Origin of the sequence: Brachyspira pilosicoli (genome assembly GCF_008016535.1) — a bacterium.
GTDB lineage: Bacteria > Spirochaetota > Brachyspiria > Brachyspirales > Brachyspiraceae > Brachyspira > Brachyspira pilosicoli_A.
Window position 1 is genome coordinate 1 of sequence record NZ_SAXY01000002.1, and the last position, 22,958, is coordinate 22,958.

General features: G+C 28.5%; 25 protein-coding genes. 20 read left to right on the forward strand and 5 right to left on the reverse strand.

Annotated elements, in window-relative coordinates:
- From EPJ72_RS00070 to EPJ72_RS00085, 4 genes are all read left to right on the forward strand, one after another.
- Positions 1-377: integrase core domain-containing protein (locus EPJ72_RS00070; protein WP_147730244.1), on the forward strand; the 377-nt coding region annotated here is incomplete at its 5' end.
- 2 nt (positions 378-379) lie between these two features.
- Positions 380-1,180 carry a hypothetical protein gene (locus EPJ72_RS00075; protein WP_199749251.1) on the forward strand — a complete coding sequence of 267 codons (801 nt, stop codon included), beginning with the start codon at positions 380-382 and terminating at the stop codon, positions 1,178-1,180.
- 129 nt (positions 1,181-1,309) lie between these two features.
- On the forward strand, positions 1,310-1,510 hold the full coding sequence (locus EPJ72_RS00080; protein WP_147730245.1) for a type II toxin-antitoxin system HicB family antitoxin: 201 nt from the start codon (positions 1,310-1,312) through the stop codon (positions 1,508-1,510).
- Positions 1,511-1,513: 3 nt separating this feature from the next.
- Positions 1,514-1,720 carry a type II toxin-antitoxin system HicA family toxin gene (locus tag EPJ72_RS00085; protein ID WP_147730246.1) on the forward strand — a complete coding sequence of 69 codons (207 nt, stop codon included), beginning with the start codon at positions 1,514-1,516 and terminating at the stop codon, positions 1,718-1,720.
- A 168-nt stretch (positions 1,721-1,888) separates the two neighbouring features.
- Here the strand turns inward: EPJ72_RS00085 and EPJ72_RS00090 are convergent, their stop codons facing one another.
- Positions 1,889-2,656, reverse strand: coding sequence for a sulfite exporter TauE/SafE family protein (locus tag EPJ72_RS00090; RefSeq protein WP_147730247.1), 768 nt, complete (start codon positions 2,654-2,656; stop codon positions 1,889-1,891).
- A 199-nt stretch (positions 2,657-2,855) separates the two neighbouring features.
- Here EPJ72_RS00090 and EPJ72_RS00095 point away from each other — a divergent pair, with 199 nt between their 5' ends.
- The 14 genes from EPJ72_RS00095 (at position 2,856) to EPJ72_RS00155 (ending at position 16,850) form a co-directional block, all read left to right on the forward strand.
- The gene (locus tag EPJ72_RS00095; RefSeq protein WP_147730248.1) at positions 2,856-3,353 is read left to right on the forward strand and encodes a GNAT family N-acetyltransferase; all 498 of its coding nucleotides are present in this window, start codon (positions 2,856-2,858) and stop codon (positions 3,351-3,353) included.
- 132 nt (positions 3,354-3,485) lie between these two features.
- Entirely contained in the window at positions 3,486-4,268 is a 783-nt protein-coding gene (gene fliP / locus EPJ72_RS00100; RefSeq protein ID WP_147730249.1) for a flagellar type III secretion system pore protein FliP, read from the forward strand.
- A 24-nt stretch (positions 4,269-4,292) separates the two neighbouring features.
- On the forward strand, positions 4,293-4,562 hold the full coding sequence (gene fliQ, locus EPJ72_RS00105) for a flagellar biosynthesis protein FliQ (protein ID WP_147730250.1): 270 nt from the start codon (positions 4,293-4,295) through the stop codon (positions 4,560-4,562).
- Positions 4,563-4,590: 28 nt separating this feature from the next.
- Entirely contained in the window at positions 4,591-5,394 is an 804-nt protein-coding gene (gene fliR / locus EPJ72_RS00110; RefSeq protein ID WP_147730251.1) for a flagellar biosynthetic protein FliR, read from the forward strand.
- Positions 5,391-6,605 (forward strand): flagellar biosynthesis protein FlhB, encoded by a 1,215-nt coding sequence (flhB, locus tag EPJ72_RS00115; protein WP_147730252.1) that lies wholly within the window; start codon positions 5,391-5,393, stop codon positions 6,603-6,605. Before fliR ends, flhB begins: the two co-directional genes overlap by 4 nt.
- 13 nt (positions 6,606-6,618) lie before the next feature.
- Positions 6,619-8,739, forward strand: a complete 2,121-nt coding sequence (locus EPJ72_RS00120) for a flagellar biosynthesis protein FlhA (protein WP_147730253.1) — start codon at positions 6,619-6,621, stop codon at positions 8,737-8,739.
- Between the two features lie 36 nt (positions 8,740-8,775).
- Positions 8,776-8,949, forward strand: coding sequence for a hypothetical protein (locus EPJ72_RS13160; protein ID WP_013245119.1), 174 nt, complete (start codon positions 8,776-8,778; stop codon positions 8,947-8,949).
- An 18-nt stretch (positions 8,950-8,967) separates the two neighbouring features.
- Positions 8,968-10,746: a flagellar biosynthesis regulator FlhF gene (locus tag EPJ72_RS00125; protein ID WP_147730254.1), complete on the forward strand. Its 1,779-nt coding sequence runs from the start codon at positions 8,968-8,970 to the stop codon at positions 10,744-10,746.
- Positions 10,747-10,775: 29 nt separating this feature from the next.
- Positions 10,776-11,654: a MinD/ParA family protein gene (locus EPJ72_RS00130; RefSeq protein WP_147730255.1), complete on the forward strand. Its 879-nt coding sequence runs from the start codon at positions 10,776-10,778 to the stop codon at positions 11,652-11,654.
- A gap of 25 nt (positions 11,655-11,679) precedes the next feature.
- Positions 11,680-12,369: a hypothetical protein gene (locus EPJ72_RS00135; protein ID WP_147730256.1), complete on the forward strand. Its 690-nt coding sequence runs from the start codon at positions 11,680-11,682 to the stop codon at positions 12,367-12,369.
- A 23-nt stretch (positions 12,370-12,392) separates the two neighbouring features.
- Positions 12,393-13,205: an RNA polymerase sigma factor WhiG gene (gene whiG / locus EPJ72_RS00140; protein ID WP_147730257.1), complete on the forward strand. Its 813-nt coding sequence runs from the start codon at positions 12,393-12,395 to the stop codon at positions 13,203-13,205.
- 13 nt (positions 13,206-13,218) lie between these two features.
- Positions 13,219-15,186 (forward strand): DUF342 domain-containing protein, encoded by a 1,968-nt coding sequence (locus tag EPJ72_RS00145; protein WP_147730258.1) that lies wholly within the window; start codon positions 13,219-13,221, stop codon positions 15,184-15,186.
- A 12-nt stretch (positions 15,187-15,198) separates the two neighbouring features.
- Entirely contained in the window at positions 15,199-16,176 is a 978-nt protein-coding gene (locus EPJ72_RS00150; protein WP_147730259.1) for a hypothetical protein, read from the forward strand.
- Positions 16,176-16,850, forward strand: coding sequence for an HAD hydrolase-like protein (locus tag EPJ72_RS00155; RefSeq protein WP_147730260.1), 675 nt, complete (start codon positions 16,176-16,178; stop codon positions 16,848-16,850). The genes EPJ72_RS00150 and EPJ72_RS00155 overlap by 1 nt, the downstream gene beginning before the upstream one ends.
- On the opposite strand, the gene recO is transcribed toward EPJ72_RS00155, so the two are convergent.
- Both recO and EPJ72_RS00165 read right to left on the reverse strand, forming a co-directional pair.
- Positions 16,827-17,612 (reverse strand): DNA repair protein RecO, encoded by a 786-nt coding sequence (recO, locus tag EPJ72_RS00160; RefSeq protein ID WP_147730261.1) that lies wholly within the window; start codon positions 17,610-17,612, stop codon positions 16,827-16,829. The two genes, EPJ72_RS00155 and recO, sit on opposite strands and share 24 nt — an antisense overlap.
- 74 nt (positions 17,613-17,686) lie before the next feature.
- Positions 17,687-17,854, reverse strand: coding sequence for a DUF362 domain-containing protein (locus tag EPJ72_RS00165; RefSeq protein WP_147730262.1), 168 nt, complete (start codon positions 17,852-17,854; stop codon positions 17,687-17,689).
- A gap of 180 nt (positions 17,855-18,034) precedes the next feature.
- Between EPJ72_RS00165 and EPJ72_RS00170 the strand changes: the two genes are divergently transcribed.
- Positions 18,035-18,970: a DDE-type integrase/transposase/recombinase gene (locus EPJ72_RS00170; RefSeq protein ID WP_158636866.1), complete on the forward strand. Its 936-nt coding sequence runs from the start codon at positions 18,035-18,037 to the stop codon at positions 18,968-18,970.
- Positions 18,971-19,088: 118 nt separating this feature from the next.
- Positions 19,089-20,369 carry an ankyrin repeat domain-containing protein gene (locus EPJ72_RS00175; protein ID WP_147730263.1) on the forward strand — a complete coding sequence of 427 codons (1,281 nt, stop codon included), beginning with the start codon at positions 19,089-19,091 and terminating at the stop codon, positions 20,367-20,369.
- Here the strand turns inward: EPJ72_RS00175 and hisS are convergent.
- A complete protein-coding gene (gene hisS, locus EPJ72_RS00180; RefSeq protein ID WP_147730285.1) occupies positions 20,366-21,613 on the reverse strand; it encodes a histidine--tRNA ligase in 1,248 nt (415 codons plus the stop codon). The genes EPJ72_RS00175 and hisS overlap by 4 nt on opposite strands.
- A 46-nt stretch (positions 21,614-21,659) precedes the next feature.
- Positions 21,660-22,910: a protein kinase gene (locus EPJ72_RS00185; protein ID WP_147730264.1), complete on the reverse strand. Its 1,251-nt coding sequence runs from the start codon at positions 22,908-22,910 to the stop codon at positions 21,660-21,662.
- Positions 22,911-22,958 lie beyond the last annotated feature (48 nt).

The following is a 22,958-nucleotide window of genomic DNA, read 5'->3' on the forward strand; positions in this document are numbered from 1 at the left end:
TATTGAAAACTTCACCTTTTAGGATACAATCTATACAGACCGATAATGGTATGGAATATACTTATCGCTGTATTAATACTCCTAAAATAAATATTTTTGATGAATATTGTCTTAAAAATAAATTAGAACGAAGATATATTCCTGTAGCAACACCAAGATATAACGGCGTAGTAGAAAGAGTACACGGCATAGACGAAAGAGAATTTTATTCACGATTAAATAAAAATATCACAGTAGAATTATTAAGAGAAAAATTAAAAGAATATACACATTTTTATAACAATCAAAGATTGATTTCTTCGTTAGGTTATATTACAATCAAAGAAAGAATCAAAAATATTATAGCAAGTAAAAGTACAATATCTATGGCTCCATGACAATGAGCCTTATACTTTATCAGAAAAATCAAAAAAAAAAACTTGGAAATAATTTTCAAACATTAAAGCATAGCGATATAGCTTTATGGCTTGAGAATATTTTAGGAAATGAAAAATATTCTTTTCTTCATGATTCAAATATTTTATTTAAAGATAATGATAATAAATATATAAGAGATTATAGGCTTTTGAAGTCTGCTATGATACAGACTATACATAATGCCAACATGCTAAGCAATAATACAAAGGAGCTTGATATGACAAAATCAAAAATACAAAAATTATTGGAAGAAAATATTTTTAAAGATATACAAACAGTAGAAGACACGGAAGAATATAGAAAAATATTTACTAGTGTTATAGATATTATTAACCAAAAACAAATTCACATAATAGTTAAACCACATATTGAGTTTACAGAAAAAGTATTAGACTATTTAAAAAATAATGATAAATCAAAATATTATATTTTTTTGACTGAAAGAAAAATTATTAATGATATATATCAAGAAGGATATTCTCATAATATAAAATATAGTTTTTGTAATGGAGAAGTTGAGTTGATATTGGAGAGTAGTAAAGATTATTTTTTTCTTCATATTTACTTGTATAATTTAAATGATAATAAGAAATATAATATTTTAAGAAAAAAATTAAATTTAGAAATAAATAAAATATTTTGTAAGTTTTATGAAGATAAAAATTATGTTTATCGTTATAATATAGATACAGAAAAAGACAGCCCAGAGGAAATTGCTGAGGCTATGATTAAGCTTTATAATCTTTTGAAAGAGAATTTATAATTATTAAATACTAAAAAAATTAAAATTCGTAAATTTTGACTTATTAGTTTTATTACTTAAATAAAAAAATTATTTAAAAAAATTTATTTTACTGTATAATAAAAAAATAATGCTAATTAAGGATTTTTTATGGTTTTTAAAGCTATAATTCATCAAGATGAAGATGGTTTATGGGCTGAAGTGCCTGCTATAAAGGGGTGTTTTACTCAAGCGGATACTATGGAAGAGTTAGAATACAATATAAAAGAGGCTATTGAAGGTTGTCTTTCTGTAAACGTAGAAGAATATTCTAAAGAAAATATTGTTAAAACTATTGAAGTTGTTTTATAATTTATGAAGACAATTAGCGGAAAGAATTTTTGTAAATTATTAGAAAGTCATGGTTGGATTTTAGCTAGAATAAATGGAAGTCATTATATATATGTGAAATCTGATAGCGGACTTAGAATTTCTATACCTGTTCATAAAAATGATGATTTAAAAATAGGTTTGCTAAAGAAATTATTAAAAATAACTAATATATCAGAAGACGAGTTATAATATAAATCATACTAATCATATTTAAAATTTGAGATAAAGCATATATCTTGGATAAAAAATGCAGTCTTTTTGGTTCTTTGTGACGACAAAAGAACTGGGGTGCGGGGCAAAGCCCTGCAAATATTAAATAAAAAATTAATTTTTTATAAACTTTATTATACTATATTTCTATTTAATTATATCTATTAATATTTTCAATGTCGTTAATAGTGATATAGTAACAAATATTGGCTTTATAACTTTTATTCCTTTTTTGATTGCAAACTTAGCCCCAAAATATGTTGATGTCATTATAAACGGTATAACAAATATCCCAGCCATATAATTAACTTTTCCTTCTGTTGCAAATATTATTAATGAACATAAATTGCTTGTAAGGTTCAAAGCCTTAGCATTGCCAGAAGCAAGAAGAAAATCCATTTTATAATAAACTACAAAAAACATTATTAAAAAACTTCCTGTACCGGGTCCAAATACTGCATCATAAAACCCCAAAAGAAAAGCGAAAAACATTCCTGTTATATAATTTTTTATTTTAAGATTGTTTTCGTCGAATAAGTTTTCTGTACCAAAAGTTTTTGAGAATAATGTATAAAGTCCTACTAGTAGAATAAGTATCATTATTAAAGGCTGTAATACTTTTGCATCTATAAGCACAATAATCCGAACACCTACAATAGAGCCTAATATTGTCATAGGTATTAAAAACTTTATTAGTTTGGTTGTTAGTTTTCCGTTTTTGAAGAATGTAAAAGCAGAAACTATAGCACCAGATGTGGAAGTGAGTTTATTTGTAGCGAGGGCAGTGTGGGGAGGAATACCCGCGATTAAATATGCAGGCAAGCTTATAAGTCCGCCTCCTCCTGCAGCAGCATCAACAAAACCGGCTATAGAACAGCCTATGATTACTATAATTAAATTTTCTATACTTAGCATAATAATAGTACCGATGATTTTTAATTTTATTAAGAAAGGATATTATATCTATGATGTTTTTTTGTCAAATGTTTTATATTTGTTTTATGTTTTATTTATTTTTTTTATTGTTTTTTATTTAAAAAATATTTAATGGTATTTACAAAAATGAAAAAAGAGTTATCATATTACAGTTTACATAATAAATTTGAAATTTGCTATGATTATAAGAGAAGTGCATATAACAGATGCTGAAAATGTTGTTGATTTTATAAAAAAAGTATCAGATGAGAGTGATTTTTTAATATGTGCATCTGATGAGAGGGAGCTTAGTGCAGAAAAAGAGAGTGAGTTTATACAGGCAATAGAAAAATCTGTATTAGAGAAGATGTTTTTGTGCGAGATTGATGAAAAAATAGTTGGCATATGCAGTATTAGAGGAATTAATAAAAAGAGGGTAAAGCATAGAGTTAGTTTAGGTATAAGTGTTTTAAAAGAGTATTGGGGCAGAGGTATAGCTTCAAAGCTGCTTGAACATACAATAAATTATTGCAAGGACAATAATTTAAAAAAGATAGAGTTAAACGCAAGAGTTGATAATAATAGAGCTATAGGTTTATATAAAAAATTTGGCTTTGAAATAGAAGGGGAGATAAGAAATTTTTTTTATTTGAATGGGGTTTATTATAACTGCTATTTGTTTGGTCTTTTACTATAAATGATAATTTTTATATAGTTTTGTCTAAAAATAGTTAACATAATACTTGACTTTTTATTGTAATATGTTACCTTATATATTAACGGTATAATTCTAATTATATTTAATAAAAAAATTGGAGTATGATTAAAAATGAAAAAGTTTCTCGCTGTTATTGTTGTATTATGCTTATTTGCTCCGATTACTGTTTATGCTCAAACACAAATACCTATACCGACAATAGATTTAAATGTTACACAAGCTCAAACACCTCAGCAAGTTAGTTTAGGTCTTCAAATATTATTTTTGCTTACTATACTTTCACTTTCTCCGTCTATAATAATAATGACTACAAGTTTTGTGAGAGTTTCTATAGTTTTAAGTTTTGTTCAAAGAGCATTGTCATTACAAGAAACACCTCCAAGAGCATTAATAATGGGGCTTTCTTTGTTTTTAACATTTTTTATAATGATGCCAACATTAACTCAAATAAATAATGACGCACTTCAGCCTTATTTAAACGGTACTATAGGTGTTAATGATTTATACAGCAGAGGAATACAGCCTATAAGAATGTTTATGTTTAACTCTTTAAGAGGCGAAAACGGCATGAAGAGTTTGGACTTATTTTTAGGTATTAGCGACACTAATGTTAGATTAAGAGATATTCAGTCTGTAGAAGATTTAGCAAAGATTCCAACTATAGTTGTTGTGCCTGCATTTATTATCAATGAACTTACTATAGCATTCAAGATGGGTATATATTTATTTGTACCTTTTATAGTTATAGACTTGGTTGTAGCTTCAATATTAATGGCTATGGGTATGATAATGCTTCCTCCAATTATGATATCGTTGCCTTTAAAAATAATATTGTTTGTAGCTGTTGATGGTTGGAAGCTATTAATATTACAGCTTGTACAAAGTTTTAATTAGGAAATATTAATAAGAGGGTAAATTATGAATGACACTTCTATTATTGTTTTAGTTCAAGAAACTTTATGGACTTTTATGCTTCTTTCAGCTCCTGTTTTGGGGGTTTCTATAATAGTTGGTCTTATTATCTCTATAATACAGGCCACTACAAGTATTCAAGAGCAAACTTTAACTTTTGTTCCAAAAATGATAGCTATGCTTGCAGTTATATATTTTTTAGCCTCTTGGATGATAAATTATATAAGCGGTTTTACAGTTAGACTTTTTAATATATTGCCTACTATAGCAAGATAATAAATAAAAAAAACGGAATAATTAGAAGATGGATAATTTTGTTAATTTCTTTCAGATTTACCTTCTCATAATGGTAAGATTTTTGGCTATACTAATAGTAGCTCCTTTGTTTTCTTCTAATGTTATTCCAAATACTATAAAGGCAGGATTAGCGTTTATAGCAACAGCAGCAATTTTTCCGCTAGTAGCAAATACATCAGTACAAGCAGCTCCTACTTTTTTAGAATATTTTTTAAGTTTGTTAAATGAAGCATTAATAGGATTATTAATCGGCTTTTTAATGTCTATAATATTTTTAGCTTTTCAAGTTACAACTAACTTCTTTGAGATACAAATGGGTTTTGGTATATCTGAGGCAGTTGACCCTATAAGCCAAATTACAGTTCCTGTGTTAGGTCAGCTTCAGGCTTTGATTGTAATACTTATATTTATAGCTATAGATGGTCAGAATTGGGTAATAAGAACTTTATATAATAGTTTTAAAGCTATGCCAGTGTTGAGTGAAGCTTCAAAGGCTGTGTTTTTAGGCTCTTTTCAAGGTGTAATAGATAGAATGATTTATTATATGAGTTCTATGTTTTCTATTGCATTATCACTTGCTTTGCCTATAATGCTTACTTTATTTTTACTTTCATTAAGTTTAGGGTTACTAGCAAAAGCTGCTCCTCAAATGAATGTATTAATGCTTGGTTTCCCTATGCAAATAGCAGTTGGAATTGTCGTATACTATATACTTATTCCTGTACTCATTACTAATTTTATGAAGATAATGCAAAACACAATTGCAGATATTAATAATTTATTTGTTTTTTTGTCAGGAGGCACAGTATGATAATGCTTGTTTCTCTGATTAAACATTTACAAGTAAAAGATTTGTTTATTTCTATAAGAGCCAAACTTTATAGAAAATATTTGCGTTTAACGGGCAGAGGTTTCACCCTAACTTTATTTGCATCCGCTGAAGATGAAGGAAGAACAGAACTTCCTACAGAGAGAAAAAAGAGAAGAGCAAGAGAAGAAGAGGGACGTGTTGTAAACTCTGTAGAAATTAATCAAACTTTAGTGTTGGCTGTTACCACTGTTTTAATAGCTTTGCTTATAGGCTATCTTACTCACACATTATCACAATTTTTTATTGATATTATAAATAGAATTGCAAATGCTGATGCGGCAATGACTATGGATGGACTTCCTGATATATTTATAGAAATAGTTTTATTGATAGCAAAAACAGCTGGCATAATTTTACTTGCAGCATTAATTATTGGAGTTGGAGTAAATTTAGCACAAACACAATTCTTATTTACTACAAAAAAATTAAAACCAAATTTCAAAAGAATAGCACCTACTTGGTCAAATTTTAAAGAGAGAGTTTTTATATCTTCTCAAAACTTAATGAACTTAGCTAAAATACTTTTTAAAATGCTTGTAATAGCAGTATTAACATTTACAACAATAAACGGCAGACGCAATGATTTATTTAATATGGTTCATATGGAATTATCTCAGGCTATGAATGTATTTTTCTTTATAGTTTTAGATATGATAGGAAAGGTAATGATATTTATGATAATAGTTGCTGTAGTGGACTATTATTTTCAAAGAAGACAATATATTAACAGCTTAAAGATGACAAAGCATGAAATGAAAGAAGAGTTTAAAGAGATGGAAGGAGACCCTTTAGTAAAGAATCAGTTACAGGAGATGGCTAGAAAGATAGTAAGCAGAACAATGCTTAAATCAGTACCGGAGGCAGATGTAATAATCACAAACCCAACACACTTTGCCGTTGCTTTAAAATATCAAAGCGGAGATTATGCTCCTATAGTAACTGCAAAAGGCGTTGATAATATTGCTTTAAAAATAAAAGAGATAGCAAAAGAACATGATGTAGAAATAGTAGAAAATAAACCTTTAGCCCGCGAGCTTTATTATAATGTGGATATAGGGCAATATATACCAGAGAAGCTGTTTCATGTTGTGTCAAGAATACTTGGCGAGGTATATAGAATACGTAATGAAAAAATGGCAAGGGCTATATAGGAGGAAATGAAAAGTGGCAACTATTAATAATGCTAAATCACTTTTAGATTCGATAAAATTACCTACAAATCTTAGTAGGCATAGCGACATAATGTTTGCTATAGGTGCGGTTATGGTAATAATGATGCTTATTATACCGCTTCCTTCTATGGTTTTGGATTTTCTCCTTATCATAAATATAGTTATATCTTTGCTAATACTTCTTATGGTTTTAAGCATAAAGAGTGCCAGTGAGTTTAGTGTATTTCCTTCTGTGCTTTTGGTTATGACTGCATTTAGACTTGCATTAAATGTTTCTACTACAAGAGCAATACTTACACAGGGTGCTAATTTTAATGGTAAGGTTATCACTTCATTTGCTGAGTTTGTAGTTGGTAATAATATAGTTGTTGGTGTTGTAATATTTATCATACTTATAATAGTTCAGTTTGTAGTAATTACTAAGGGTGCTACGAGGGTATCAGAAGTAGCAGCAAGATTTGCATTAGACAGTATGCCTTCAAAGATGATGGCAGTTGAAAGCGAACTTCAGGCTGGTGCTATTACAGACAAAGAAGCAGAAGATAAAAGAAAAAAGATAAGAAGCGAGAGTGATTTTTATGGTACTATGGACGGTGCTTCAAAGTTTGTTCAGGGTGATGTTATAGCGGGAATTATAATCACTATCATAAACATAGTAGGCGGGCTCATAATTGGTATGACAATGAGAGGAGAGCCTTTTGCTCAGGCTGCTGATGCTTATACTCGTTTTACTGTGGGGGATGGATTGGTAAGTCAGATACCTTCTTTCTTTATGAGTTTCGCTACAGGTTTGCTTGTTACTAGAAGCAGCAGTGAAGATAATTTGTCTACTCAAATTGCTGTACAAGTTTTTGCTAAACCAAAGAATTTGTTCATTGGTGCAGGTTTTGCATTCTTTTTAATGTTCTTACCTGGCTTTCCAAAGATAGCATTATTTGTTATAGCATTAGCATTATTTTTAGCAGGTTATGCTATAAGAAAAGAACAGCAAGAGCTTGGTCTTAATGAAGATGGTACAAAAGCAGAAGCTCAAGAACAGCCTCAAAATGGTCCTTTGGATGTTACACCTTTCTTAAAAGTAGAAAAGATAGAATTATCCATTGCTACATCATTAGTACCTTTGGCATTAGAATCTGAAGGGGGAGATTTAATACATAGAATAACACAGATTCGTAGAGAACTTGCTTTGGAAGTTGGACTTGTAGTTCCACCTGTTCGTATAGTAGATAATCAGGCTATAGAACCAGATGAATATACTATTAGCATTAATAATACAGAAATGGCTAGAGGTTTCGTTCGTCCTAATATGCTTCTTGCTTTGAATGCTAATTCTAAAGAAGGTCCTACTCCTGATTGTGAAAGCGTTAAAGACCCTGCTTTTGGACTTCCTGCTTATTGGATTAGGGTTGCTGAAAAAGACACTGCAGAAAGAAAGAACTTTATGTTGTTTGAGCCTACTGCAGTTATTGCTACACATTTCAGCGAAATAATTAAAAGAAATGCTAATCTTCTTATCGGACGAGAAGAAGTACAGAATATGCTTGACCTTATTAAAGATGACAATAAGGCTCTTGTATCAGAAGTTCTCGCCGCTAAACCTCATAATGAGAGTCCTCTTGGATATATACAAAAAGTATTGCAGAATTTGCTTCAAGAGGAAATACCTATCAGAAACAGTGTTGCTATATTAGAAGGTATTGCTGATGCTATAACCATTATGGGAAGTGAACAGGCTACTGAATTGGTAAGAAGCAGATTAGCTCCTCAAATATCACAGCTTATAGCTGATGACCAGAGAAATATAAGAGTTATCACATTAAGTCAGCAGTTGCAAAATAATATAGCTCAAAATTTAGCTGACAGCGGAAATATACAAGGCTCTCAAATGATAGCGATGAGTTTTGAGAGCATGCAGGCTCTTATAAGAAATATAAAAGATGCTGTAAAATTAGTTCAAGAGTCTGGAGTTGATGAGATAGTGTTCTTAGTTTCACCACTTATAAGAAGACCTTTGTATCAGTTTATTGCTAAGAATGTTGGTAAGTATAAAGTAGTTGCAACAACCGAAATAGCACAGGGTTACAATGTGATGGGTGTTGCTAGCATAAAATAAATAAGTTTTTAATAAAATATTATTGGAGTAATGATTATGAAAACTATTAAAATTTTTGGAAAAAACAGAGAAGAAATTGAAAAACAGGCTAGGGACAAATATGGTGAAAATTATTTTATTATTAGTATAAGAGAATTAAGCAGAAAAAATATATTTGGCATTATAAAAAAAGAATTTGAAGTATCTATCGGCGTTTTAGAGCAGTATTAATTTTAGGGAGTTATTAAGATGGTCGATATAAGAACAATCAGAGGAAAAGATAAGACAGATGCTTTCGCTAAGGCTAGAGTTGAGTATGGGAGCAATTTTTATATATTATCTAGTAAAGATATTCAAGTGGGCGGTTTTTTGGGACTTGGAAAAAAGACTGAACATGAAATTAGAATAATGCTAAATAACTCTATATATGATAAAAAGAATGCTGATAAAGAAGTAAATGTAGAAGAAGAGAGTTATAATAATAAATTAAATAGTGATAGAATAGAAATGAACAAGCATAAAACAGAAGTGTTGGATGCTAGTGAAATGGCTGAGAGATTAATTAATCTTAATAATGCTTTAAAAAAATCAGCACGTGAGAGAAACGAAAATTTAATCGCTAAAAAGAATGCTGTAAATATTACTGAAGTTGAAAATGCTGAACTTAATAATAATAATAAACCTTTTAAGCCTATACAATTTGAAGAAAGATTCGAAGAAAGAAAAGTAAATAATAGTTTAAATGATTTTAATAATAATTTTGGTATGATGGGCAGTGCCTTATTAAGTGATTCTGACACTTCTTATGCTAAAAATACTTATAATGATTATTTATCGTATAATTCTCATCAGTACAACAAAAAAAATAATGTTGATAACATAGAAGAAAATGTAAAAAGAATTGTTCAAGATCAGTTAAAAGATATAGTTAAAGAGTATCTTGATAATAATATTCCAAATATAGATAGAAATAATTTTAACTCCAAAAATTATTCTAATGATAGAAGAGAAAAAAATAATTTTTATAATAATTATGATAGTATATTTCAAAATGAAGAGAGAAGTTTCAAAAATAAAATTGAAGAAATAAAAAATTATAGAGAGGAAAATCATTTAAACTCTTCTATTAGTGATAATAATAATAATTTTTATCAAGATGATAATTATTATAATTATGAAGAAGATGATGATTCATATTCTGATAAAAATATAGTTAATAAAGATTCTTCTGCTTCAGATAGTATGGAAGAGAGTTTTAATTTCTTAAGACATAGAGAGTTTCCAGAAGAGGTTTTACTTGAGTTAAGAGAATATTTACTTACTTCAAGCAATGCAAGATTTTTTCAATCTAAAGATGTTATAAAAGAAGAGATAGAGAGATATTTTTCAAGTAAATTACTTCTTGCTAATGGAATAGATATAGGTGCTAAAAAGAAGATAGTAGTATTTGTTGGTCCTACTGGAGTTGGTAAAACTACTACAATACCTAAAATAGCAGCACAGTATATGAGATCCGGTAAGAGGGTATCATTTGTAACAATAGATAATTATAGAATAGCAGCTGTTGACCAGCTTCAAAGATACGCTAGTATAATGAAAGTTCCTTTTACTAGTGCTAGCACTCCTGAAGCTTTGAGAGCAGAGATAAGAAAATTAGATAGTTCATCTTTACTTTTTATAGATACTATGGGACGTTCTCCTAAGAGTGTTGAAGAGATAGTAGCTATGTCAAAATATTTTAACACTGTTGGAAGATTTGATATGGACGTTCAGCTTGTAATGAGCTCTACTGCTAAATATAAAGATGCTCTAAAGATTATGAATGCATTTAAACCTGCAAATTATAAAGGCATTATTTTAACTAAAGTAGATGAGACTGATTATTTGGCTTCGTCTTTATGTGCTATATCCAAAAGTAAGATACCTATTACCTATGTAACTTATGGTCAGGGGGTTCCTAAAGATATTGCTCCTGCTAAAAGATATGCTCATAAAATGATAGAAGGTTTATTTGGAAACGATAGATAAAAAATAATTATTAGGAATTGTAAAATATTATGAAAGATCAAGCAGATGAATTAAGAAAAATGATGGAAGTAAAAGATAAGCGACCTCAACGCATAATTAGTATCACTAGCGGTAAGGGCGGTGTAGGAAAAACTAATATTGCTATTAATTTGGCTATAGCATTGCAGCAGTTAGGGAAAAATGTACTTCTAATAGATGCAGATCTTGGACTTGGCAATGTTAATGTTATATTAGGTACTATACCTGAATATAATTTATATCATGTTATAAAGGGTAATAAGAAGATACATGAGGTTGTACTAGAAACTGATTATGGAATCAGATATATTGCGGGGGCTTCTGGTTTTTCTTCTTTGGCGAATCTATCCAGCAGAGGTTTGACTAAATTAATAAATAGCATGGATTCTTTAAATGATGCTGATATAATTATAATTGATACTGGGGCTGGAATATCTGATAATGTTTTATATTTTTTACTTTCTTCAGATGAGAATATTGTTGTTACTATACCAGAGCCTACAGCTATACTTGATGCTTATGGGGTGATAAAATCTATAGCTCCAGAAAATCCTAAGGCAGATATAAAAATTTTAGTTAATAGGGTAACTAAGGCATCTGAAGGTAAGGATGTTGGAGATAAAATTATAGAAGTTAGTAAAAGATATTTGGATATGGATATTAAATATTTGGGATATGTTCTTGAAGATAAGACTATAGCATATTCTGTATCGCAGCAGCTTCCTTTTTATCAATATGATAATAAATGTCATGCTTCTATTTCCATATACAATATAGCTAAAAAAATTGTTGATATGGAATATGAGGAAGAGAAAGATAGTAAAGGATTATCTGGTTTTATGGAGTCATTATTTGCTTTTGTCAGCAAAAAAGAGACTAGAACTTATTAAAAATTGAAGTTATAGAGGTTTATTTATGAATGATTTAATAGCTAAGGTAAAAAAATATTTTTCCAGCAATTTTGGAAAACTGTCGCTTATTATAATGGGTATATCATTTATATTTACTTTTATATTTTCTACATTGTTTAGAAATAGAATAGATGTATCTATTATAAGAGCTTTTATATCTACAGTAATTACCGGTATTATATTGTATACTTTAGCTATAGTTCTAAAAAAATTCTTATCTGATGTTATAGAATCTTCTGGGGTTTTTGATAATAATGTTTCCGATTCTTCCAATGTTTCTAATAATACTAATGATGAAATATTTAATAATAATGAAGAAGCTAAAGAAAATATAGATGTTAATAGTATAGATAATATTATAGGAAATAATAATTCTGAGCCTTCTATTGCTGATCCTTTAGATATTAATAAAACTGATAATAATGTTGCAGACAATGATATAATGCCTAGTATTGATAATATAAATGTTGATAAAAATAAAAAAGTAGATTATCATAATATGGGCGATATAGGGGACATAATATCTTCCGTTACAGATAATTCTAATACAGAAGATGTTAATGATTATTTTCCTCTCAAAAAAGAAACTGCTGATGCGGCTAGTTTAGAGAGAGAAGTAAAGGAGGACCCCGAAAAGGTTGCTAAAGCGGTAAGAACTATGCTTTCTAAAGAAGAGAAAAAAGAAAGTAAATAAAAAATAAAAAGTAGAGTATCATTATGAAAAAGAATAAGAAAGGCATAATACCAAGTATAACAGATGATAATGAACATGAGTATTGGATTGAGTATAAAAAGACTCTCTCTCCTCATATAAAAGAAGCATTAGTAATAAAATATTCTAATTTAGTTAAATATGTTGCTAATCAGATAAACTTTAATATGAAAGCTACTCGTGATATAGAATTTGATGATTTAGTAGGTTATGGTGCTTTAGGTTTAATAGATGCTATAGATAAGTATGATCCAAATAAGGAAGTTAAGTTTAAAACTTATGCTACAACAAGGATAAAAGGTTCTATTTATGATGAGCTTAGAAAAATAGATAAACTTCCAAGGTCTATAAGAAGAGAGATAAAAGATATAGAAATAGCAAGAGAGTTTTTAGAGAGTAAATTAGGACGTAATGTTAACTCTCAAGAGATAGCAGATACTATGGGTATACCTTTGAGTAAAATTAATGAAACTATGAGATATTCTATAGAGGCATCTACAACTTCTTTAAGTGAGGTTTGGTATCATGGAGATGATTCTGATGAAATATCTATAATGGATACATTAAAAGCTAGTGATAAAAATAATCCTGAGTATCTTGCTGAGAGAAAAGATGTACAAAAAAAGATTGTTGAGGCTTTAGATAAGTTACCTGAAAAAGAGAGAAGTGTTCTTATATTATATTATTATGAAGAGTTAACTTTAAAAGAGATTGGTAAAGTATTAGATGTATCAGAGAGTAGGGTATCTCAGCTTCATACTAAGGCTGTGCAGCAATTAAGATACAGTCTTTCAGAGATAAAAAAACAATTACTATAGTAGGTGGTTTTTTATGAATGAATTAAAAAGAAAAATTTTACAAAGTGATTTTTACAAAGATATTTATAATAATCAGAATTCGCGTTCTATAGAATTGGAGGTTGAGAATTTAGAAGACGGTATGCATCAGGCAGCTGCTATATTTCAATGTCCTGTATATGAATTATCTTATAAAATTATTAGAGATAGAAGCACTGGTATTTTTAAAAAGTTTCATTTTACTCCTTATTTAATAAGATATACGCATATAAAATATGATAAATCTAGTATTACATATGGTCAAGCAGTTGATTATTCTACTACTTCTAATATGAGTCATAATGATAGCGTTGTAATTGACAAAGATACAAGCATAGTAGTAAGAGTAAAGAGAGATGGGGTATTTTTAAAAGTTTCTCCTCCTACTGCAGATGGAACTAGAATTGAAGATGTAAAATTATTAGAGAAGAAATTAATAGAAGCTGGTCTTAAACATTATGATTCTAATTTAGCCAAAGAAATTTTGCATGAACAAAAAGGTGAGTATGTAAAAATAGCCGATTGGGACCCTTCAAAATCTGTGTATAATGCTAAAATTACATATTCTATTACAGAAGATAATATGCAAGCTTATATTACCGTTAGTAAACCTAATAATGGCGGAAGAGAGATTGACTTACAGGATGCTAAGGAGTTATTAGAAAATTGCGGAATAACATTTGGAATAAAAGAGGATAATATTTCAAAACTTTTAGATGAGGGTACTTTTAATGTTCCTATACTTGCAGCTGAAGGGCTTTATCCTAAAATTGGGGAGAATGCTAAGATAGAATATTTAGTTAAGGTTAATAAAGACATTATACCAAAATATATAGATGAAGATGAGTCTATAGATTACAAAGATTTGAGTATAGTTGAGAATGTATCTGAGGGTCAGAAGTTAGCACATAAGATTCCTGCTACAGAGGGGGAGCATGGTATTAATGTTTTAGGTACAAAGATAGAGGCTAAAGACGGTAAAGATATAGATTTAAAAGATATACTAGGTGACAATGTTGTTATAGAGGGTGATTATATAGTTGCTGGTATGAATGGTCAGGTTTTATTAAAGGGTAAATTATTAAGCGTTGAGCCTGTATTTGAGGTTTCTGGAGATGTTGGAGCTGAAACAGGAAATATTAGTTTTATAGGAAGTGTACTTGTTAAAGGAAGTGTTAATGATAATTTCTCTATAAAAGCTGAAGGTAATATTGAGGTTAATGGTACGGTTGGTAAATGCGATCTTGAGGCTAAGGGAGACATTATAGTAAAACTTGGTATTCAAGGTAATGAGAATAGTTTTGTTAGGGCAGGCGGAGATGTTATTGCTAAGTTTATACAGTTCTCTAATGTTGAATCTGGAAATAATGTTATAGTTACTGAAGCTATACTTAATTCTAATATAGATGCTGATAATAGAATAATACTTACTGGTAAGAGGGCTTCTGCGAGTGGAGGAGTATTAAGAGCTTTATATGAAGTTAATGGTAAAGTATTAGGTTCTCCTTCTGGAACCAAAACTACTATAGAAACAGGAGTTAGTCCTGCTAAAAGAAGAAGTATTGCTGCTATGGATAAAGAAAAAGAAGAGCTTGATGTTGCTATAGAAGAGATAGAAAGAAATATTAAATCATTAGAACAGGCTGCTAAGGTGAGAAAATTAGATGATGAAAAAACTGAGCAATTACAAAGTTTGAAAGAACAGCTTGAACAGGCTAATAGCAGAAGAGAAGAGATTGTTTTAGAGAGAGAGGCTTTAATACAGCAAATGGAAATAGAAAAAGTAGATTCTACAATAAGTGCTGGTAAAGAAGCATTTGCTGGGGTTAAGCTTATTATAGGAAGCGGAGAATTTGATATTAGACAAACTTATAAGGCTGTTACTTTCTATGAAGATAAAGGTTTAATACAAATTGATAAATACAGAGGTGAGCCTAAAAATGATAAGAAAAATGATATTTAATTTGGAGTTTTAATTTTGGCTAAGTATTTTAATATAAATGATTTTTATAAGACTGCTGTAGAATGTGCAATAGATGCTGACCCGAGGGGAAGAGATATTGTAGAAAAAGAGCTTGATATAGTAAAAAAAGATTATGAGGCTATAAAAGATAAAAGAAAAAAAGAATGTTTTGATAAGGATAATTTATTTAATCCATATGCTGATAGCAGAATATTAAATATTGCAGAAGATAAAGAGATAAAGAAAATATTTTGCGGTATTGATATGCAAACTTCAGAGCTTTTACTTGCTGATAGATTAAATGAAAAAAAAGCAAAAATTGATTTAGTTATTACTCATCACCCTAATGGTTATGCTTATGCTAAGTTTTATGAAGTTATAGCTATGCAGACTGATAAAAACTATCTTAATGGTGTTAATATAAATATCTCTGAAGCTCTTACCAATAAAAAGATGCATGTAGTAGAACGTTCTGTTTCTCCTTCTAATCATAATAGAGATGTTACTGCTGCTAAGCTTCTTAATCTTAATTATATGTGTATGCATACATTAGCAGATAATCATGTTGAAACTTTTTTAACTAATCTTATAAAAGAAAAAAATCCTTATAAGCTTTCTGATATATTGGATTTACTTAATGATATTGAAGAATATAAAATATCATCAAAGAATAATAATCCTCCTAAACTTTTTAATGGGAGTGAAAAAAATAGGGTAGGTAAAGTAGTTGTAGATATGACAGGAGGAGCTTCTTTTGATATAGGTATGATTGCTGCTTTAGCTAATGCGGGTGTTGGTACTTTGCTTGTGATGTATTTATCTGATAACTATATAGAAGAGTGTAAAAAATATAATATCAATATTGTTTGTGCTGGGCATATGGCTAGTGATAGTTTAGGGCTTAATTTACTTTTTAAGGCTATGAAAGAAAAGGCTAAAAAAAGTTTTGAGATACTTCCTGCTTCCGGATATATATTTGTGGAAAGATAATGAAAAGTAAATATAAAAATATTCTATTCGATTTAGACGGTACTATTACAGATTCTGCTAATGGTATTATAAATGGTGTTAAATACGGCATAAAAAAAATGTCTGAGATTTATCCTGATTTAAATATTGTATTGCCTGAAGATTATATTTTAAGAAAGTTTATTGGTCCTCCTCTTGATATTAGCTTTAAAAAATATATTTATGATAATCAAGATAAGGCTATGGAGTTTATAAAGTATTACAGAGAAGACTATAATGGAAACAATGGACTTTTTAATTGCACGCTTTATGACGGAATATATGATTTAATAAGAACTCTATATAATAATAATTTCAATACTTATTTAGCAACTGCGAAGCCTTTAGAATCTGCTGTTAGAATAATAAGGCATTTTGATTTGGATAAATACTTTACTAATATGTATGGAGCTATTTTTGGAGGAGTTATAAAAAATAAGTTTGATGTTTTAAAAGAGGCTTCTCTTAAAGAAAACTTTAATCAAAATGAAACCATTATGATTGGCGACAGAATAGATGATATAGAAGCTTCAAAGAATATGGGGTTTGATTCTATTGCTGTGAGATATGGTTTTGGAAATGATGAAGAGTTTAGAGATGCTACATATATAGCAGATAACACTAAACAAATTTTAGACATTATTATTACTAAATAAAATTTCTTCTAATACTTTTAAGCTTTTTAATTCTCTATGTATATGATTGTATATTGATTTTTGTAATATATCTCTTATTGTTGTTATTGAATTATTATAATATTTTATTATATCGTTATTGTTTGCTATATTGAGCATAGAAGAATGTTTTATTAATTTCATAAATGTTATATCAGTATAATCTAATTCCATAGCATCTTTTATATTTATTTTGCAATTGCTGCAAACTAAGCCGCCTTCATTAATGGAATAATAATTTGCATCTTCTCTTTCACATAATACGCAATTATCTAACAGAGGAGAAAGCCCAGCTATGTAGAGCAATTTTATTTCAAAGGCTTTTAATAATATATTTATATAATATTTTAAATTATTTTGATTTTGTTTTTCATTTTCTTCTAGTGCATATAGTGTTTTTTCCATTAAAAGAAAATATCTCTCATCAAAATCTTTTGCAAAATAGAGCAATAATTCTCTTATATAAAATACTGCTAAAGATGAATAAATAGATTTTTCTAAAATATTATAATTTTTTATTATATTTGATTCTTTTAATATAGATAAAGTATCAGATTTTTTTTCGTATATATTAATATTTAATTTTGATATGCTTTCTAAATCAGAGCCGAATGCTTTAGAGTTTTTTTTAGCTTGATAACAGATTGAAGATATTATATTTTTTTTTGTAAGAAAAGAAGCTATAATAGATGAGTTTTTATAATTATTATATGATAATATAAAAGCCTCATAATTTTGTATCAAATTTTATTCCTTTTTAAAAAAATTAGAGGGCAGCTCATAAATGACCTGCCCCCATACTTATGCCCACCTAAGCATCAAGCTGGATGTATAGCATTGCTAGGACAAACAGGTTCACAAGCACCGCAATCAGTGCATTTGTTAGGATCTATTTTGTAAATATCTCCTTCGCTAATAGCATCGAAAGCACACTCAGGAAGACATGATCCGCAAGCTACACAATCGTTATTTATAACACGTGGCATAATTTACCTCCATAAAAAATTAAACTGTAATATTATTATAACATAACTAAAAAATTATAGCAATATTTGATATTATATAAAGTGTTTAGGAGTGTGAGATATTGGACATTTTTTAGTATAAAAAAAGCAGTATCCTTGTTATAATATTTTGAACATAAAACAAATAAAAAGGATGCTACTATGAAAAAAGATTATAGCACAGAATTTAAATTATTTATAGTGGATGAAGCATTAGAAACTAAAAATATTAAAAGATTTTTAAAGATAGAAGAAATATCTAAATCCACTTTTTATACTTGGCTTAAGAAATATAAAGCCACTGGAACTATTGCTAATTTTAGCACTAGACCGAAAACTTCTCCAAATATCTTTAATAATCAAAAAGCTATTAATTTAATTATTAAACTCTATACTGAAGAGTATAGGGGAAAACATTATATTAAAGCATATTTGAACCGTGAAGGCATTAAGATAGGTGTTACAGCTATAGAGAATGTACTAAAAAGAAATAATCTTTGGAGATATAAAACAAAAAAGAAAAAGAAGCGATATGATAAACGAAAATTTGTCTCTAAAATACAAAAAGAAGGCAAAATAGTTCAAATAGATACGAAATATATCAAATTAGGCAGAAAAACAGTTTATCAATTCACAGCTGTCGATTTAGCTACTCGTTATAGTTGGAGGCAGATCTATGAAGATAAAACACCTTATAGTGCTTTATTTTTCTTAAAATATGTCTTAAAAACTTCACCTTTTAAGATACAATCTATACAGACCGATAATGGTATAGAATATACTTATCGCTGTATTAATACTCCTAAAATAAATATTTTTGATGAATACTGCTTAAAAAATAAATTAGAGAGGAGATATATTCCTGTAGCTACACCAAGATACAACGGTGTAGTAGAAAGAGTACACGGTATAGACGAAAGAGAATTTTATTCACGATTAAATAAAAATATCACAGTAGAATTATTGAGAGAAAAATTAAAAGAATATACACATTTTTATAACAATCAAAGATTGATTTCTTCGTTATTGTATATTACAATCAAAGAAAGAATCAAAAATATTATAGCAAGTAAAAGTACAATATCTATGGCTCCATGACATGTAATTTTCTAATATAGTGCATTTTACTTAGAAGAGAATGTAAAAGTTTTAGTTTACATAAGAAAATTATAGTTTATAATGATTAACAATAATTTATATGTAACGGAAAATAATAATGATAAAAAAACTCCTAATACTATATATCCTAATAATAAACATATCATACGCACTAACAGAAAATGAAAATAAAATGATTAATGCTGTAAAAATAGGAGACATAAAAACTATACAAAGCATGTTAAGTCAAAATGTTAATCCAAATATAAAAGATGAAAGAGGATTTTATTTAATACATATAGCAGCAGAAAACAACAAAACTAATTCTATAAAAGCATTAAAAAACTCTCCATATTTGGATTTAAATAAATTATTAGATAAAAATACAAAAATTATAAAAAGCAATGAAACTATAGATGCTTCATATTTCTCTGCTATGGACATTGCTGCAATATACAACAATTTTGAAACATTAAAATTATTAATAGACTATGGAGCTAATATTAATTTTAAGATGATAGAAAAACCAAGAAGTGAATTTTTAGCTTCAAGATATTCTAACTCAAAAATATTAAGAGCATATTTAGATAAAAATATATATTTACTTATGAATAGCGAAGATGTTATATCAATAATGAAGTCTGCTATTTTTGGTGATAATGTAGAAAATATAAATTATTTAGTAAGAGAGCTTGGCATAGATGTAGACACTAAAGATACAAACACAATGCTTCATTATGCTTCTGGAGCTGGGGCTATAGAATCTATGAATACACTTATTTATCTTGGTGCTAATGTTGATAATACCAATTCTTATTTTCAAACAAGCCTGCATTATATTTTAGAAATTAATGCTAATAAAAAAATAGAAAGCGTAAAAATACTTTTAGATGGTAATGCAAATATTAATTTACAAGAAACAAATGGAAACACTCCTTTACATTTATCATTAATTAATGCAAGCAAATCTCAAGACTACAGCAAAGTAATAGATATGCTCTTAGAAAAAAATGCAAATGTTAATATTACAAATAAAAATAATGAAATAGCATTAAATATAGCAGTAAAAAATAATGATTATAATAATTCTCTAAAACTCATAAATAAAGGTTCTGACATAAATCATATAGATAAATATTATAGTCCTCTTCATATGGCAATAAAAAATAATAATGCAGAACTAGCAAAATCCTTAATAGATAATGGTGCTAATATAAGTTTGAGAGATAAAGAAAAAAATTACACACCATTAAATATGGCAATAGAAGTTGGAAACTTTGATATATGCAAACTTCTTGTAAAAAATGGTGCTGCTGTGGATAATGTTTCTATAGAATTAGCAAAAAAATCTAAAAATGAAAATATTAGAAACCTTTTTGAAAGCAGCCGTATGAATTAATTAATAAATTTAGCTATATCAGATAAAGCAACATCTCTCTCTTCGCTAGTATCCATATTCTTTAGCTTAAACTTATTATTTTTTAATTCTTCTTCACCTACTATTAAAGCATATTTAGCATTTCTTTTGTTAGCAGATTTAAACTGATTTTTAATAGATTTAATATTATAATAAAAATCACAAGAAATATTTTTAGCTCTAAGAATCTGCATAATATTTAATACTTCATTTTGAGTCTCTTTAAAAGCTATAACAAAAACATCTAATCTATCATTTATAATGTTGTTATTGTTTTCAAGCACTATAAGAAGCCTCTCAAGCCCCATAGCACTTCCAACAGCAGGAACATCTTTATTAGAATTAAAAATACCTATCAAATTGTCGTATCTTCCGCCTCCAAGTATGGCACTCTGTGAACCTAATGCATTAGTCTGCACCTCGAAAGCGGTTTTTGTATAATAATCAAGCCCCCGCACAAGCATATTGTCTATAGTAAAGTTCTGATTAATTTTTGTAAGCTCATTACATAAAGAATCAAAATGCTCTTTACATTCATCACATACATAATCATAAAACTTTGGTATATCTTTTAATATTTCTTTACACTTTTCATTTTTACAATCTAATATTCTTAAAATATTATTTTCGTATCTATTTTGGCAAGTTTCACAAAGCTCAGTTTTTTTATCTCCAATAGCTTCTCTAATAGCCTTATTATAATTAGGCTTACAATTACTGCATCCAACAGTATTAATTAGTAAATTAACATTATCTATACCAAACTCTTTTAATATGTTGATATTTAAAGCTATAACTTCAGCATCTATTACAGGAGAAGTTCCCCCAATACATTCTATTCCAAATTGATTGAACTCTCTATATCTGCCCTTTTGAGGTCTCTCAGCCCTATACATAGTACCCAAATAAAAAAGCTTGTTAATAGCAAACTCATTTTGCAAAGAATTTTCAACATAAGCACGAGCAACCGAAGCAGTACCCTCAGGTCTTAAAGTAAGAGAACGTCCTCCCCTATCTTCAAAGGTAAACATCTCCTTACCAACTATATCAGTACCCTCTCCAATGCCTCTAGTAAAAAGATCCGTATACTCAAATAAAGGAGTTCTTATTCTTTTATAACCATATAATCTTGCTATCTCTTTTATTTTATTTTCTATAAATTCTAATCTTTCTGCAGAATCATAGAAAAAGTCATTTGTACCTCTAGGTTTTTTTATATTAAGCATCATATCCCCGCAACTATTAATATTTTAAACAACGCTTAATATATATCTATTGATTATTCATGTTATTGACTAATTTACCCTCTCTTACTTCTATATGGAGCAAATTATAATAACCCTTAGTTACTTTTACTTTATTGTTATACATCTTATCAGCTATATAAATCTGTACATCATATTCGCCTTCAGGCAAATCAATAGTAAAATTATTATTATAAACATTATATTCTTTTCCAGCAATATTTATTCTAACATTATCATAAGTATTAACTTTATCTACAAGTACATTTAAAGTATATGTATCCACATTAGAGAAAGTTTCTATGCTCTCATCAACAATTACCTCATTCGTAATAAAGTCATTAGTATTTATCATCTCATTTGTAACTACAGTATTTGTAAGTAAATCATCTGTAATAATATCATTAGTTACAGTTTCATTTGTTTCAATATAAAACTTTTCTGTAAATATTTTCTCTAAAGCTTCTCTCTCTTCTATAAGTCTTCTTCTATTATCGCCAGGGTCAGGCACTCGGCTTCTAGGAGGATATTCTTCAAAAGAAGGAGAAACCTGTACACCATATAGAGGCAATACTTTATCTTCTGGTATAATAGGCACAGAATCGCTAACTAAAGTATATATATTCATACCATTTTGTGTCCATTGATAAGTATTTGGTTTTACATCTTTAGGTGCAGGTATTTTAGCCAGCATTTCTGGAATACTTTTATAAGTAGCTGTAGCATAATCATATATTATAGCTACTGGATAAATTTGAGTTTCTTCAAGTGAAACTAATCTATTATAGTAAGTATTATATGTTTCTTTATCAAGATAATTTAAATATAATGCCCAATATACTGCAGTAGGATAATCAGGATCGAATGGACTTGTATTTGCTATATAATAATTAAATATTCTAGCAGGCAATTCTTTATCTCCCGGTATAGTAGCAAGAAGCCCACCTAAATATAACATAGCTCTATTGTTAAAATAAAATACATTATCATTTGGTATTTCTAAAGCCTGTCTAAAATCGCTTGCTGCTCTATTAGCATCATCTATACTGCCATTATATCTGGCATATTTATGATATCTGCTTATACCTCTATAAAAAATGAATATGCGTTTATCTACACCATAAGCATCAGAATATCCATTTTCTTCAAACCATTGTATAGCCTTTTTAGGAACTTGTCTTTGAAGTCTTTCCATATATTCTGGAAAAGTATAGTTATTTTGTGCCATTAAAGGTGATAAGATAGATATCATTAAAATTATAGAAATTATCTTTTTCATTATTTTATTTCCTCAATAGTTACATATATTATTATTCATTATCGTCAT

Coding starts and splice junctions, on each gene's coding strand:
- EPJ72_RS00130 (WP_147730255.1), top strand. CDS start 10,776: ATGAAAGATCAAGCAGATGAATTAAGAAAAATGATGGAAGTAAAAGAT.
- EPJ72_RS13160 (WP_013245119.1), top strand. CDS start 8,776: ATGAAAACTATTAAAATTTTTGGAAAAAACAGAGAAGAAATTGAAAAA.
- EPJ72_RS00125 (WP_147730254.1), top strand. CDS start 8,968: ATGGTCGATATAAGAACAATCAGAGGAAAAGATAAGACAGATGCTTTC.
- EPJ72_RS00080 (WP_147730245.1), top strand. CDS start 1,310: ATGGTTTTTAAAGCTATAATTCATCAAGATGAAGATGGTTTATGGGCT.
- whiG (WP_147730257.1), top strand. CDS start 12,393: ATGAAAAAGAATAAGAAAGGCATAATACCAAGTATAACAGATGATAAT.
- EPJ72_RS00185 (WP_147730264.1), bottom strand. CDS start 22,910: ATGAAAAAGATAATTTCTATAATTTTAATGATATCTATCTTATCACCT.
- fliQ (WP_147730250.1), top strand. CDS start 4,293: ATGAATGACACTTCTATTATTGTTTTAGTTCAAGAAACTTTATGGACT.
- EPJ72_RS00145 (WP_147730258.1), top strand. CDS start 13,219: ATGAATGAATTAAAAAGAAAAATTTTACAAAGTGATTTTTACAAAGAT.
- EPJ72_RS00085 (WP_147730246.1), top strand. CDS start 1,514: ATGAAGACAATTAGCGGAAAGAATTTTTGTAAATTATTAGAAAGTCAT.
- EPJ72_RS00170 (WP_158636866.1), top strand. CDS start 18,035: ATGAAAAAAGATTATAGCACAGAATTTAAATTATTTATAGTGGATGAA.
- EPJ72_RS00155 (WP_147730260.1), top strand. CDS start 16,176: ATGAAAAGTAAATATAAAAATATTCTATTCGATTTAGACGGTACTATT.
- EPJ72_RS00075 (WP_199749251.1), top strand. CDS start 380: ATGAGCCTTATACTTTATCAGAAAAATCAAAAAAAAAAACTTGGAAAT.
- EPJ72_RS00135 (WP_147730256.1), top strand. CDS start 11,680: ATGAATGATTTAATAGCTAAGGTAAAAAAATATTTTTCCAGCAATTTT.
- EPJ72_RS00175 (WP_147730263.1), top strand. CDS start 19,089: ATGATAAAAAAACTCCTAATACTATATATCCTAATAATAAACATATCA.
- fliR (WP_147730251.1), top strand. CDS start 4,591: ATGGATAATTTTGTTAATTTCTTTCAGATTTACCTTCTCATAATGGTA.
- hisS (WP_147730285.1), bottom strand. CDS start 21,613: ATGCTTAATATAAAAAAACCTAGAGGTACAAATGACTTTTTCTATGAT.
- fliP (WP_147730249.1), top strand. CDS start 3,486: ATGAAAAAGTTTCTCGCTGTTATTGTTGTATTATGCTTATTTGCTCCG.
- flhB (WP_147730252.1), top strand. CDS start 5,391: ATGATAATGCTTGTTTCTCTGATTAAACATTTACAAGTAAAAGATTTG.
- EPJ72_RS00095 (WP_147730248.1), top strand. CDS start 2,856: ATGATTATAAGAGAAGTGCATATAACAGATGCTGAAAATGTTGTTGAT.
- EPJ72_RS00090 (WP_147730247.1), bottom strand. CDS start 2,656: ATGCTAAGTATAGAAAATTTAATTATAGTAATCATAGGCTGTTCTATA.
- EPJ72_RS00165 (WP_147730262.1), bottom strand. CDS start 17,854: ATGCCACGTGTTATAAATAACGATTGTGTAGCTTGCGGATCATGTCTT.